Source organism: Pantoea sp. sgz302252 (assembly GCF_042610525.1).
Taxonomy (GTDB): Bacteria; Pseudomonadota; Gammaproteobacteria; order Enterobacterales; family Enterobacteriaceae; genus Erwinia.
On record NZ_JBHDVM010000010.1, the window covers coordinates 187,470 to 200,607 of the forward strand.

Here is a 13,138-nt window from a genome sequence, read left to right on the forward strand (position 1 = left end):
GGGCATGACGCGTTACAAAGTAAACTAAAACAAGAAGCGACATCTATGAAATGTTTCCTCGAGGTCACTCCATGAGGCTTCCTCGTCTGAAGCTGGATTTACGCACGCTGATCATGCTGTTGGCCTTCGCCAGCATTGCGATCACGCTGGTCAACTCGCTATACGCTACCTGGCAGGTACAGCGGGAAGTGCTAATCGAAAATACCCTGGAGTCCAACCGGGTGTATGCGACCAAACTCGCCTCAACCACTGAAATGTTTTTTCAGCTGGCGGAGTCGCAACTGGCTTTCAGCGCCAAAACCCTGGGGCAGGGCGGCAACAGCGAGGCGCTGATGCAGAGTGAGGTTATGCGCCTGCGCGAGCAGACCAGCAGCTTTAACTCGGCGGTCATAGTGGATGCCAACGGCTGGGTGAAAGCGATTTCCCCGGATTCGCTGATGCTGAAAGGCGTCCATCTCACCACGCCCGCCACTCACCAGGCACTGGTGGAGCGCAAGCCGCTGGTTAGCCAGCCTTCTTTATCCGTGGCTAATAATCTGATGGTCTTTGTCTCTTATCCGATTTGGTCGCCCACCGGTACCTACCTTGGGTTTGTCGGCGGTACTATCTACCTGAAAAAGAAAAGCATCCTTAACGAATTACTGGGCGAACAGTTCTACCGTGACGGCTCTTCGCTCTATGTGGTGGACAGCGGCAACCGCGTGCTGTATCACAAAAACAAAGCGCTGATTGGGCAGAAAATTGCGCCGCTGATTAGCGAAAAACTAAAGCAGGATAACGGCTATCAGCAGGTTTTGAAGAAAAACGGCGACCCTATGCTGGCTGGCTACGCGACGGTAGCCACGCCCGGCTGGACAATCGTAGCGATGAAGCCGACGCCGACCACGCTAACGCCGCTAACCAGCTTAATGCTGCAAGTGGTTAAACGCGCCGTTCCTCTGGCCCTGCTGACGCTGGCATTGGCCTGGCTGTTTGCCTGGCTAATCGCTCGCCCTTTGGGACAACTGGCGGACAACGCCAGCCAGCTGGATGAGCCTGGCGTTTCTACAGCGATTGGCGCTATCCGCTCCTGGTATTACGAAGCGGCGCAGGTTAAGCGGGCAATGCTGACTGGCCTGGGCCTGCTGCAGGACAAAATCGGCCGCCTGAAGTTTGAGGTGCAGACCGATCCCATGACTTCGCTGCTGAACCGTCGCGGTCTGAATGCCGTACTGGAATATTTCCTCGCCACGCGCCAGCCTTTCGCCGTGCTGGCGCTGGATATCGACCACTTCAAGCGCGTTAACGACAGCTGGGGCCACGATGTCGGCGACAACGTTATTAAAAGCGTGGCGCAGCAGTTGGGGAAAGGATCCCGGCAAACGGACGTCGTGTGCAGAAACGGCGGCGAAGAGTTTTTGATGATCCTGCCCGGCGCGGATCGTGAGATGGCGGCCGTTATTGCCGAGCGCGTGCGCAGAAAAATCGAACAGCTGGAGCTGGCGCCAGTTGGCCGCATTACGCTTTCGATTGGCGTGGCGCTATGGGACGCCGACGAAACCCCGCTGGAACGCATCTTCAAGCAGGCGGACGACGCGCTCTACCGCGCCAAGCATGCTGGTCGCAACCGCGTGGTAGTCAGCCAGCAGTGGGAGGAAACGGCGCAGGAGCTCTATCGCCAGCATGGCTAATCCCTGGCGCGCGCAAGCGCGCTTTTTCAGCCGATCCCCCGACCTTTTTTCTTAAATCACAGCTTTTTATTAACAACGTTGGCAGAGTTACCGCCATTAATAATGGCAATCTCTCCTGGAACCTGAATTGCGCCTTCACTGGCGCTAGCTTGTCCGACCGCCTTCACATTGAAATAGCCGGGCTGAATTTTATTAACAACAAGTATGTTTATTAATTACGTAAAACACCGGTAAATGTTAAATTTAAAACATAACCAGATTTGATCTGGATTTGAATATGCCTATACTGCTTTGCACACTTTATACCCTAAAAGGAATTTTTATGGCCGTGCTAAGTGGAAAGGAATGGGTGGCAAAATTTAAGGGAAAAAACGATATCAGTTCCCTTAAGGCAGAATTCAGACTGGGCGTGAAAAGCTTTATTTCAGCGCTGGAAGAAGCTGGCGCCCAGGTGAAGATAAACGCGACGTTAAGGCCGCCTGAACGGGCATATCTTATGCACTGGGCATGGATGATCCACCATCAGCGCGTATCGCCGGAAGATGTCCCGGCGCACAGCAACGTTGATATCGAATGGGTTCACTCAGATGCAAAAGAAAGTGTCAAAGCCGCTTCGGAAATGGTATCAGCTTACGGTATGCAAAATCTAAAAGTGGCGCCCGCCTTAAACAGCCGTCATACCGAAGGAAGAGCCATTGATATGAATATCAGCTGGGCTGGCGTACTGACGGTAGCAGACAAAGATAAAAAGAAAGTCACTATTAAAACTTCTCCCAAAGACGGTATGAATAAGGAACTTCACCAGGTTGGAAAAACCTATGGCGTAATAAAATACCATGGCGGCGCGAAAGATAAACCGCACTGGTCAGATGATGGAAGGTAAAATGAAAAAACTATTTTTAGCTTTATGTCTCTCTCTGTGTAGCGCAGCGGCGTGCTTTGCCACAGAACCGCTTCCGCCAGACGTCAGCGCTTTTATTAATAACGCAGAAGAATGCCAGCATTTTGCGGGCGAGTGGGATAGCGATCTTTCCGCGGCAAGACAAAAAGAAGTCGAAAAAGCCATCGAGCTGGCCTGCGGTAAGGCAAAAGAAGAAAAAGAGGCGCTGCAGATAAAATATAAGGGAAACCAGCAGGTCGAAGAGCGGCTGGCGGACTACGAGTTTTAAAGGCTGATTAAATAAGGGCGGATTAGCCTAATCCAGCCCTTTCACCAGAAAAAACTCAAGCCGATTTCAGGTAGTCCATCACGATATCGTGGTGGTTGCTGGTCTTGAAATCATCAAACACCTTCTCAACTTTGCCGTCGGCACCAATCAGAAAACTGATGCGATGAATGCCGTCATAGGTTTTCCCCATAAAGGTTTTCTCGCCCCAGATGCCGAACTGTTCGCACACCTCGTGGTTCTCATCGGAAAGCAGGGTAAAGTTCAGCAGCTCTTTCTCGACAAAGCGCGACAGTTTTTCCGGCTTGTCGGTGCTGATGCCTAATACCTCGACTCCTGCTTTTTTCAGCTCATCCATGCTGTCACGCAGACCGCACGCCTGTACGGTACAACCTGGCGTCATCGCTTTCGGGTAGAAATAAACCAGAACGCGCTGTCCCTGGAAGTCGGTCAGGCTGACCTGCTCGCCGTCCTGGTCAGGCAGGCTAAAGGCTGGTGCGAGATCGCCGGCTTTCAGTGGATTCATCACTACTCTCCGTTTTTTCATCATGCTGTGGATACTGGACGACGCTAATAGTGCCTTGCGCCTTTAGCTCTGTACAGAGGCTATTAAACGCCTGCTCAATAATTGCGGCATCCTGGCTGGCAGGACTGTGAGCGGTAATTTGAATATAGAGCAAAGGCGGCTGATTTTCTGCCGCAGGACGGGTGCGCGAGACCAGTTCAGCAATATTCATCTGATGCGAATCAAAGAGATCGGTAAAGCGTTCGATTATATGCGCCGAGTCCGCAACTTCGACCTGTACCCACACGGTAGCCGGCATTGGCGGCCTTTCGCGGAAGGTCGTGCGCTTCATCACGATCAGCAGCTCCAGCTCCGCGCCTTTCAGCGGCAGCGTCGATTCAATCAGGGCAATGGCGTTCCAGCTTCCGGAAAGCAGCATGATAAAAGTGAACTCGTCGCCCAGCATCGCCAGGCGGCTATCTTCAATATTGCAGTCGCAGCTGCTGACGTGGCGGGTAATGGTATTAACAATCCCAGGCCGATCGACGCCCACGGCGGTAATAACCAGGTGATGTTGCTCTGACTGCGGCAAAATAATGCTTCCTGTACGTCTCGATGATTAGCAATTGTGATAACTCTTAGGTAAACATAAAAAATACCCCGTGCCAAGGGGCCTGGCGGGCTTGCCCGCTTGCTTTTGTTGGACGGACAAACGTACCATGAGGCACTTGTTTGTGGAGGGGATGGCTAATGTTTACGGGAAGTATAGTTGCGCTCGTTACGCCGATGGATGACAAAGGGTCTGTCTGTCGTGCAAGTCTGAAAAAACTGATTGATTATCATGTTGCCAGCGGAACAGCGGCAATTGTCTCCGTAGGAACCACCGGCGAATCGGCAACATTAAGCCACGACGAACACGGCGATGTGGTGATGATGACGCTGGAACTGGCCGATGGCCGCATTCCCGTTATCGCCGGCACCGGCGCCAACGCTACGGCGGAAGGCATCGCGCTGACCCGCCGTTTTGAAACCAGCGGCGTGGTTGGCTGCCTGACCGTGACGCCTTACTACAACCGTCCGACGCAGGAAGGGCTCTATCAGCACTTTAAAGCCATCGCCGAAAGTACCGATCTGCCGCAAATGCTCTACAATGTGCCGTCGCGTACCGGCTGCGATATGCTGCCGGAAACCGTAGGCCGTCTGGCGAAGATCAAAAATATTATCGGAATCAAAGAGGCGACCGGGAACTTATCGCGGGTTAGCCAGATCCAAGAGCTGGTCGATGATGATTTCGTGCTGGTCAGCGGCGACGATCTTTCTGCCCTCGACTTTATGCAGCTGGGCGGCAAAGGCGTTATCTCGGTGACGGCCAACATCGCCGCGCGTGAAATGGCGGACCTCTGCGCGCTGGCGCAGCAGGGTAACTTCCGTGAAGCGCGCCGCCTTAACCAGCGCCTGATGCCGCTGCATCAGAAGCTATTTATTGAGCCTAATCCTGTCCCGGTAAAATGGGCGGCTAAAAAATTAGGATTAATTGCAACCGATACGCTGCGTCTACCCATGACGCCGATGACCGAAGCCGGTCGTCCGGTTGTTGAGCAGGCACTGCACGACGCAGGCCTGCTGTAAATTTAGGGAGAAGTAATGGCTTATTCAGTACAAAAGTCGGCAATCGCGAAAGTGGTTGGTGTGTCGCTGGTGATGTTGCTGGCGGCATGTTCAAGCGATCAGCGCTACAAGCGCCAGGTCAGCGGCGACGAATCTTACCTCAAGGCTGCGGATATCAATGAGCTGCATGCACCGTCAGGCATGATCCTGCCGCTGCAAAACGGCGACTTCGATATCCCTGCCGCCAGCGGCAACGGCGCCGTCGGCAAGCAGCTGGATATTCGTCCACCGGCCCAGCCGCTGGCGCTGATGAACGGCACCCGCACGCAGTTTGCCGGTAACTCCGGCGTGCTGATGCTGGATAACGCCAGCGGCGCGCTGTGGCCGCAGGTGGTAGCTGTAGTGCAGGCGCGCAACTATCCAATCGCCAGCCGCACCGATGGCAGCCAGACGCTGACCACTGACTGGGTGCAGTGGAACCGCGCCGATGAAGATCACCAGTATCGCGGCCGCTACCAGATCGCCGTGCAGCAGCAGGGCTATCAGCAGGCGCTGAGCGTGAAGCTGCTGGAGCTGGAGCAGGAAGGCAAAGCCGTGACTTCTCCCGTGCAGATGCAGCGCTACACCGCGCAGATGCTTAACGAGCTGAGCACGGGCCTGGATAAAATCGAAACCACGCGTGAAGACGCGGCGGCCAAAGGCAGCACTGCACAGATCAACGTGCAGAGCGGCGCAGATGACACTGGCCTGCCAAACCTGATCGTTCGCGCACCGTTCAACCTGGTCTGGGAGCGTCTGCCGGCCGCGCTGGAGCGCGTAGGCATGAAGATCACCGATCAGAACCGTCCGCAGGGCAGCCTGAGCGTGACCTATAAAGCCCCGTCCAGCGAAACCTGGGACGAGCTGGGCGCGAAGGATCCAGAGCTGACCAACGGCAACTACAAGCTGCAGGTCGGCGACCTGGATAACCGCAGCAGCCTGCAGTTCCTCGATCCAAAAGGTCATGCGCTGACCCAGTCGCAGAACGATGCGCTGGTGGCCGTGCTTCAGGCGGCATTCAGCAAATAAGCAAAGGGCCGACGCGCGACCGCTGACAAACCTGAAGCGATGGAGGGCCTGTGGAGCACTACGGGCCATGGACGGCCCGTACTGAGCTACCACGGACGGTGTTTTTTGCGTCTTTGCGGAAGACACAGGCCCTCCTGAGCCAGGACCTGGATACTTTATTATCAAAGGGCCGACGCGCGTCGGCCTTTTTTCTTTGTCGCTGCGTAATCGATTGCTTCGGTTTTTTCGCGTCCGATCATACAATAGACGCAACAGTTCATACCCGGGCGTTTTCGCCGCAGGGGATTTCACGTTTGGAGTAAAGAGATGAAAAAGCAAGCTGAGTTGTATCGCGGCAAAGCGAAAACCGTTTACAGCACCGAAAACCCGGATCTGTTGGTACTCGAATTCCGTAATGATACATCAGCACTGGACGGTGAGCGCATCGAACAGTTTGACCGCAAGGGAATGATTAACAACAAGTTTAACCATTTCATTATGAGCAAGCTGGCGGAGGCGGGCATCCCTACCCAGATGGAAGCGCTGCTGTCCGACAATGAAGCGCTGGTGAAAAAGCTGGATATGGTGCCGGTAGAGTGCGTAGTGCGCAACCGCGCGGCAGGCTCGCTGGTAAAACGTCTGGGCGTGGAAGAGGGCATGATCCTTAATCCGCCGCTGTTCGACCTGTTTCTGAAAGACGATGCGCGCCATGATCCTATGGTCAACGAATCCTATTGCGAAACTTTCGGCTGGGTAAGCAAAGAGAATCTGGCGCGTATGCGCGAGCTGACCTACAAAGCCAACGACGTGCTGAGCAAGCTTTTCTCCGACGCGGGCCTGATCCTGGTAGACTTCAAGCTGGAATTCGGCCTGTTCCACGGCGAAGTCACGCTGGGCGACGAGTTCTCGCCGGACGGCGCGCGCCTGTGGGATAAAGAAACGCTGAACAAAATGGATAAAGACCGTTACCGCCAGAGCCTCGGCGGCCTGATCGAGGCTTACGAAGAAGTCGCTAACCGGCTTGGCGTAAAACTGGACTAATATCCCGGCTGCTGACAAAGCCTGAATTTTGTCAGCAGCCTCAGGCTGCGGCTATCGTCGCAGCCTTCCTTGCCAAACCGGCTCTTTTTCCCGCAGTTATCCTTTCCTTTGTTCCGAGTTCTGCCTGCCAGCCCTCGCCGTACTGGTGTTAGCGCATTCGCCCGACTAAAATCAGTCAATCAGTTCAAAACCCGAGGTAATTTATGCGTTGGCAAGGGCGCCGTGAGAGCGATAACGTGGAAGATCGCCGTAATGAAGCCGGTAATTCAATGGGCGCGGGACGAATGCGCATCCCTCGCGGCAAGGGCGGCATTATTCTGCTGATTATTGTGATGATTGCGGGTTACTACGGCTATGACCTGACGCCGTTGCTGACTGGCGAATCGAGTTCGCTTTCTTCTCAGCAGCAGCAGCGCAGCACGCCGCAGCAGGACGAGGCGGCAAAATTCACTTCGGTAATGCTGGCAACCACCGAAGATACCTGGCAAAAAATCTTCCAGAAAATGGGTAAAACCTACACTGCGCCCAAGCTGGTGATGTATCGCGGCTCAACCCGCACCGGCTGCGGCACCGGCCAGTCCGTGATGGGGCCTTTTTATTGCCCGACCGACAGCACCGTTTATATCGATCTCTCTTTCTATGACGAGATGAAAAACAAGCTGGGCGCGGATGGCGACTTTGCGCAGGGCTACGTGGTAGCGCACGAGGTCGGCCACCATGTACAGCGCCTGTTGGGCATTGAGCCAAAAGTGCGCCAGCTTCAGCAGCAGGGCAACCAGAAACAGGCTAACCAGCTCTCCGTTAAGCTGGAATTGCAGGCGGACTGCTTTGCCGGAGTCTGGGGACACTATATGCAGCAGGAAAACGTGCTGGAGCCGGGCGATTTGCAGGAGGCGCTGAACGCCGCCGAAGCGATCGGCGACGATCGCCTGCAGCAGCAAAGCCAGGGCAGAGTAGTGCCGGATAGCTTTACTCACGGCACCTCCCAGCAGCGTTACACCTGGTTTAAGAAAGGCTTTGACAGCGGCAACCCTGGCCAGTGCGACACCTTCGGTGGCTAATCTAAGCGACATAGTTGCGCAAACGGAACGGCTTCAGGCGCAGGGCATGCGGCGCCTGATGGTCATTAGCGGCGAGGCAGAGTGGTGCCAGCAGCAGGCGCAGCAGTGGATGTCGCTGCTGCCCGGCGACTGGTTATGGCTGGGCGATGCGCCGCAAAGCCCGCTGCACTGCGCGCCGCAGGCTGCACGGACGCTGCTGGGCCAGGAATTCCTGCATGCCGTTTTTGATGCAAGACAAGGCTTCAACGCCGAGGCGCTGGCGGTGCTGGCCGGTACGCTCCAGGCGGGAAGCTGGCTGCTGATACTGGCACCGGAGTGGGCCAGCTGGCCGACGCGGCCCGACAGCGACTCGCCGCGCTGGGGCGACACCGCAATGCCCATCGCCGCGCCTAATTTTATCTCCCGGTTGCAGCAGCTTCTGCTGGACGATCCTCAGGCTGCGCGATTCTGCCAGCACCATGCGCCTGTTCTGCCCACGCCGCCCGCTGCGCCGGAGTGGCAACCCGACAACGCTGGTCAGCAGCAGGCGCTACTGGCGAAGCTACTGGCTGCCGAGCCGGGCATTCATGTCGTTACCGCGCCGCGCGGGCGTGGCAAATCCGCACTCGCCGGTTCGCTCGCTGCCCGCTGGCCGGGACGATGCCTGATTGCCGCACCGGCAAAAGTCGCCACGGACGTACTGGCAAAATTCGCAGGTGAAGCCTTCGAGTTTATCGCGCCGGACAGACTGCTGGCGCTCGCGCCACAGGAGCGTCCGGCGGATATCGACTGGCTGCTGATTGACGAAGCGGCCGCCATTCCCGCGCCGATGCTGGAGAAGCTGGTCAAACTCTATCCCCGTACATTGTTGACCACTACGCTACAGGGCTATGAAGGCACCGGACGCGGCTTTATGCTGAAGTTTTGCGCCAGCCTGCCGGAAGCGAAACTCTATAGCCTGGATCGGCCTTTGCGCTGGGCGGCAGGCGATCCGCTGGAGCAATTTATCGATCGGGCGCTGCTGTTCAGCGAGGCCGAGCCGCAGACGGATAGCGCGCCAATCCGCTTCTGCTTCCCACAGCAGGCGGAGTGGCGTACCGAACCGCAAAGGCTGGAGGACGTTTATCGCCTGTTAGCCAGCGCGCACTACCGCACCTCGCCGCTGGACTTAAGGCGAATGATGGATGCGCCGGGTATGCGCTTCAGCGCCGCCGTGCAGGCGGATAAAGTAACGGGCGCGCTCTGGCTGGTGGAAGAAGGTGGCTTAACGCCAGCGCTGGCGCAGGCGGTCTGGGCTGGCTGGCGTCGTCCGCCGGGCAATCTGGTGGCGCAGTCGCTGGCCGCGCACGGCAACTGGCCGCAGGCGGCGCAGATGCGCTCTCGCCGTATCAGCCGTATCGCTATGATGCCCGCGCTGCGGCGGCAGGGTATCGGCAGCCGGATGGTACAGCAAAGCGTTAGCCAGGCGCAGGCGTTAGATTTCTTCTCGGTCAGCTTTGGCTATACGCCCGAGCTGTGGCGTTTCTGGCAGGCGTGCGGCTTTCGTCTGGTGCGCTTCGGCACCCGGCCAGAGGCAAGCAGCGGCTGCTATACCGCAATGGCGATTTTACCGCTGAGCGAGCAGGCAAAAGCGCTGGTGGAAAAAGCGCATAGCCGTCTGGCACGAGACTGGCGCTGGCTGCGGCCTTCACTTCAGGGCGTTGAGCTGGATTTTTCCGCTATGGCAACCAGCCTGGATGAGGATGACTGGCGCGATTTGGCGGGCTTCGCCTGGGCGCAGCGCTCGTTCGAGGCGAGCCTTGGCGCGCTGGGCAGGCTAACTGAAGAAACCTCGCAGCCGCTGCCTTTATTGCAGGGCGCTTTGGTGGAGAAGCTCACACCTGCGGAGCTGGTAAAGCTATCGGGTTTGTCGGGCCGTAAAGCCTTGCTGAACGCCTGGCGGCAGGAAGCGGAGCGGGCGCTAATAACGCTGGATAGCGAATGGGCGGAAGCCTGGCGGCTTGCGATAGCGGCGCTGCCACCAGCGGCTGGCTAAAAACAATAAAAACAGGAAGATTGATGACAAACCCCAGGTCGCGTTTAAATTTGTGACAGAGCAGCAGAGGCAGAGCGGAACATGGACACGCCGTGAAATCGTCCCTGATGGCTCGGTTGGCGCGTCCATGCGCCAAACGGTCCACTTATCCGCTCAGCCTCTGCCGCTATCAAGCTGCAGCATTGCTGTAAAAAGAGGCAACTCTGATGAACGGTTCAGGTTTGTCATCAACCTTACAGGGGCCGAAGCCCCTGCGATTATTTCTTTTTCGGCCAGTCGTCCTCGTCGTCCCACTTATCGTTAAAGTCACGATGCGGTGGCAGTTCCGGCCGGTTATCCATATATTTTTTATGGTCGATGCGCTTAAGATCTTTATAAACATTCATCAGAATGCCTACCATCAGCACGATCCCGATCAACCACCAATACTCTTTTAGCCATTCCATACTTAATCCTTACGCTATTAACTGTTCCATAATGCGCTGGTACATGCGGCTCAGCAGCTGCAGATCGGCGGCCTTAACGCACTCATTTATTTTATGAATGGTGGCGTTGACCGGCCCGAGCTCCACCACCTGCGCGCCCATACGGGCGATAAAGCGGCCGTCGGAAGTGCCGCCGGTGGTCAACAGCTGCGGCTTAATCTCATTATAGTGCTCAACCGCGTTAACCACCGCCTCAACCAGCTTGCCGGTAGAAGTTAAAAAAGGCTGGCCGGAAACAACCCAGTCGAGCGTATAGCGCAGCTGATGGCGATCCAGCAGCTCCTGCACGCGCTGTTTGATCATCGCATCGGTCAGTTCCGTACTGAAGCGGAAGTTAAACTGCACGAAAAACTCGCCGGGGATCACATTATTGCTGCCGGTACCGGCCTGCACGTTGGCAATCTGCATACTGGTCGGCGGGAAAAACTCGTTGCCTTTATCCCATTCCGTAGCCGCCAGCTCAGCCAGCGCAGGCAGCGCGCGATGCACGGGATTATCGGCAAGATGCGGATAGGCTACGTGCCCCTGTACGCCGTGGATCGTCAGATTGGCGGTCATCGAACCGCGGCGGCCGTTTTTCACTACGTCGCCCACAATCTCTGTGCTGGAAGGCTCACCGACCAGGCAGTAATCCAGCCGCTCGTTGCGCGCCATCAGCGCCTCGACAACTTTGACCGTACCGTTAACGGCGCTGGCTTCTTCATCGGAGGTAATCAAAAAAGCCAGACGGCCTTTATGCTGCGGATGGCTGGCGACAAACCGCTCGGCGGCCACCAGCATCGCCGCCAGCGAGCCTTTCATATCCGCTGCGCCGCGGCCAAACAGCATGCCGTCGCGGATAGTGGGTTCAAACGGCGGATTGATCCAGCGGTTGGCATCGCCCGCCGGCACCACATCGGTATGGCCCGCAAAGGCCAGGGTTTCGCCTTCGCCGCGCCACGCCCAGAAATTCTGCGTATCGCCGATATTCATCCGTTCAACGGTAAAGCCCAGCGCCTGCAGGCGCTCGATCATGATAGCCTGGCAACCCGCATCGTCCGGGCTGAGGGAAGGGCGACGAATAAGCTGCTGCGTCAGCTCAATGACCGGACAAAACATAATCAGGACTTCTCCACGATAAAAGATGAATAGTTGGCTTCATTAAAGCCCAGCAGCATAGAGCCGTCGGCCCGGCAGAGCAATGGCCGTTTAATGATCGCCGGTTGCGCCAGCATAAGCTGCTGCGCCGCCGCTGCGTTATTAACCGCGCCGCGCGTCTCTTCATCCAGCTTGCGCCAGGTGGTGCCGCGCGTGTTCAACAGCGCCTCCCAGCCCAGCGTATCGGTAAAACGCTGCAGCATGGCCGCGTCCAGCCCGTCCACGCGATAATCATGAAACTGGTAAGCCACACCGTTCGCTTCTAAATACTTCCGCGCTTTTTTTACGGTGTCGCAATTTTTGATGCCGTAGAGCTGATACATAGTTATTCCGCTACTGGTAAACAGGCTAAAATTTTTGCCGCGTGGGCCTTCAGGCCGCTGACCCCCTGGCAAGGCGGCAAAAGCGTAATCAAAATGGGATTGTAACAATGAAGCACCGTCGGTTGATAGCTGGAAATTGGCTGTCGCGACAGAGATTTCGGCATAATTTTCGTGCTCGCAGTCGTCAACAACTATACGCACTATATTAGCTGAGGTGCGAGCCGCTGCGTCTTATTAATAAAGGGAGTCATTCACCAACAGACATTAGTCACGGCTTTATTACAGAGAGCAATCTTTTGTGATGGCAAAAACCATTGATTCAGTCCGCCAAAATCGCTGCTGCATTGAGGATTAAATATATCGGCCCGGCCTCTGCGTCTGTTGCTTCGGACTTATCACATTTTATGCCAGCGGCGCTGGGCGGTAAGGCTGGTAAAACCGTAACATTATTAGATAACAAGCTTAATCCGCGCAAAGGCAAATATTGCCTGACAGAGAAAATATTCGGCTGGCCTCAGGGCGGTACGGAGTGAAAAATATTAATAATTTCTCGATTAAATTTTCTACGTAATACTAAATCAGCTAACCAAAAAAAGTATGACATATAATTTTCTTCGCCAGCAAATTCCCTGTTTAAGACTATTCGATAATGAAATTAGCTTTTTTTTATATATAATGCCTTGCCGGGTGAAAAAGGCTTTGGTGATTATTTGACCGCTGCATTACGCCGCTTTTGCGTATTCCCGCCAAATACGTAACGGCTCACTCCGCAAAGTTAACCCTAATCAGTCCGGGAACCCACTATGTTTGATCGTATCACCGTTCTTCTGCCGGTCGAAGGCCTGCTGTTCTGGAAGCTCAGCGGCCGGGAAAGCCTCTCTGAATCCTTTGAGCTGACGCTGGAGCTGCTCGGCACCAGCGCGCGCGTCGACCGTAAATCGCTGCTGGGCCAGCCGGTCACCGTCTGCATCCCGACGCAGGGCCTGATGGCCACGCGCTACCTTAACGGCAAAATCACCCGCGTGGGCGTCGGCAGCCGCGAGCTGAACGGCACGCGCTACGCGGTGTACAGCCTGACCAT

At 55.9% G+C, this 13,138-nt stretch carries 14 protein-coding genes; 9 read left to right on the plus strand and 5 right to left on the minus strand.

The genetic code is table 11. The features are described from left to right. Positions 1–71 precede the first annotated feature (71 nt). The 3 genes from ACETPC_RS18005 to ACETPC_RS18015 all read left to right on the plus strand — a co-directional run bounded on the left by ACETPC_RS18005 (position 72) and on the right by ACETPC_RS18015 (position 2,839). A complete protein-coding gene (locus tag ACETPC_RS18005; RefSeq protein ID WP_380183716.1) occupies positions 72–1,670 on the plus strand; it encodes a diguanylate cyclase in 1,599 nt (532 codons plus the stop codon). A gap of 277 nt (positions 1,671–1,947) precedes the next feature. Further along, on the plus strand, positions 1,948–2,553 hold the full coding sequence (locus ACETPC_RS18010; protein ID WP_380183718.1) for a peptidoglycan-binding domain-containing protein: 606 nt from the start codon (positions 1,948–1,950) through the stop codon (positions 2,551–2,553). Between the two features lies 1 nt (position 2,554). Continuing rightward, positions 2,555–2,839 (plus strand): hypothetical protein, encoded by a 285-nt coding sequence (locus ACETPC_RS18015; RefSeq protein ID WP_380183720.1) that lies wholly within the window; start codon positions 2,555–2,557, stop codon positions 2,837–2,839. Positions 2,840–2,894: 55 nt separating this feature from the next. On the opposite strand, the gene bcp is transcribed toward ACETPC_RS18015, so the two are convergent. Further along, the gene (gene bcp, locus ACETPC_RS18020; protein WP_380183722.1) at positions 2,895–3,362 is read right to left on the minus strand and encodes a thioredoxin-dependent thiol peroxidase; all 468 of its coding nucleotides are present in this window, start codon (positions 3,360–3,362) and stop codon (positions 2,895–2,897) included. Further along, positions 3,322–3,933, minus strand: a complete 612-nt coding sequence (locus ACETPC_RS18025; RefSeq protein WP_380183723.1) for a glycine cleavage system transcriptional repressor — start codon at positions 3,931–3,933, stop codon at positions 3,322–3,324. The genes bcp and ACETPC_RS18025 overlap by 41 nt, the downstream gene beginning before the upstream one ends. Before the next feature lie 158 nt (positions 3,934–4,091). Here ACETPC_RS18025 and dapA point away from each other — a divergent pair, with 158 nt between their 5' ends. The 5 genes from dapA (at position 4,092) to ACETPC_RS18050 (ending at position 10,112) form a co-directional block, all read left to right on the plus strand. Then, a complete protein-coding gene (gene dapA / locus ACETPC_RS18030) occupies positions 4,092–4,970 on the plus strand; it encodes a 4-hydroxy-tetrahydrodipicolinate synthase (protein WP_380183725.1) in 879 nt (292 codons plus the stop codon). 15 nt (positions 4,971–4,985) lie between these two features. After that, complete coding sequence (bamC, locus tag ACETPC_RS18035; RefSeq protein WP_380183727.1) at positions 4,986–6,017, plus strand: outer membrane protein assembly factor BamC; 1,032 nt, start codon at positions 4,986–4,988, stop codon at positions 6,015–6,017. 306 nt (positions 6,018–6,323) lie between these two features. Beyond that, the gene (purC, locus tag ACETPC_RS18040; RefSeq protein WP_380183729.1) at positions 6,324–7,037 is read left to right on the plus strand and encodes a phosphoribosylaminoimidazolesuccinocarboxamide synthase; all 714 of its coding nucleotides are present in this window, start codon (positions 6,324–6,326) and stop codon (positions 7,035–7,037) included. Positions 7,038–7,240: 203 nt separating this feature from the next. Continuing rightward, entirely contained in the window at positions 7,241–8,098 is an 858-nt protein-coding gene (locus ACETPC_RS18045; RefSeq protein WP_380183730.1) for a neutral zinc metallopeptidase, read from the plus strand. A 46-nt stretch (positions 8,099–8,144) separates the two neighbouring features. Further along, positions 8,145–10,112, plus strand: coding sequence for a tRNA(Met) cytidine acetyltransferase TmcA (locus tag ACETPC_RS18050; RefSeq protein ID WP_380183756.1), 1,968 nt, complete (start codon positions 8,145–8,147; stop codon positions 10,110–10,112). A gap of 257 nt (positions 10,113–10,369) precedes the next feature. Here the strand turns inward: ACETPC_RS18050 and ACETPC_RS18055 are convergent, their stop codons facing one another. Genes ACETPC_RS18055 through ACETPC_RS18065 form a run of 3 tightly spaced genes read right to left on the minus strand, consistent with a single transcriptional unit; the run spans position 10,370 to position 12,057 of the window. Continuing rightward, positions 10,370–10,558 (minus strand): YpfN family protein, encoded by a 189-nt coding sequence (locus ACETPC_RS18055; protein ID WP_380183732.1) that lies wholly within the window; start codon positions 10,556–10,558, stop codon positions 10,370–10,372. Between the two features lie 9 nt (positions 10,559–10,567). Then, entirely contained in the window at positions 10,568–11,695 is a 1,128-nt protein-coding gene (gene dapE / locus ACETPC_RS18060) for a succinyl-diaminopimelate desuccinylase (protein ID WP_380183734.1), read from the minus strand. Between the two features lie 2 nt (positions 11,696–11,697). Further along, positions 11,698–12,057: an ArsC family reductase gene (locus ACETPC_RS18065; RefSeq protein WP_380183736.1), complete on the minus strand. Its 360-nt coding sequence runs from the start codon at positions 12,055–12,057 to the stop codon at positions 11,698–11,700. A gap of 803 nt (positions 12,058–12,860) precedes the next feature. Between ACETPC_RS18065 and ACETPC_RS18070 the strand changes: the two genes are divergently transcribed. After that, the coding region (locus ACETPC_RS18070; protein ID WP_380183738.1) for a contractile injection system protein, VgrG/Pvc8 family at positions 12,861–13,138 on the plus strand (278 nt) is incomplete at its 3' end.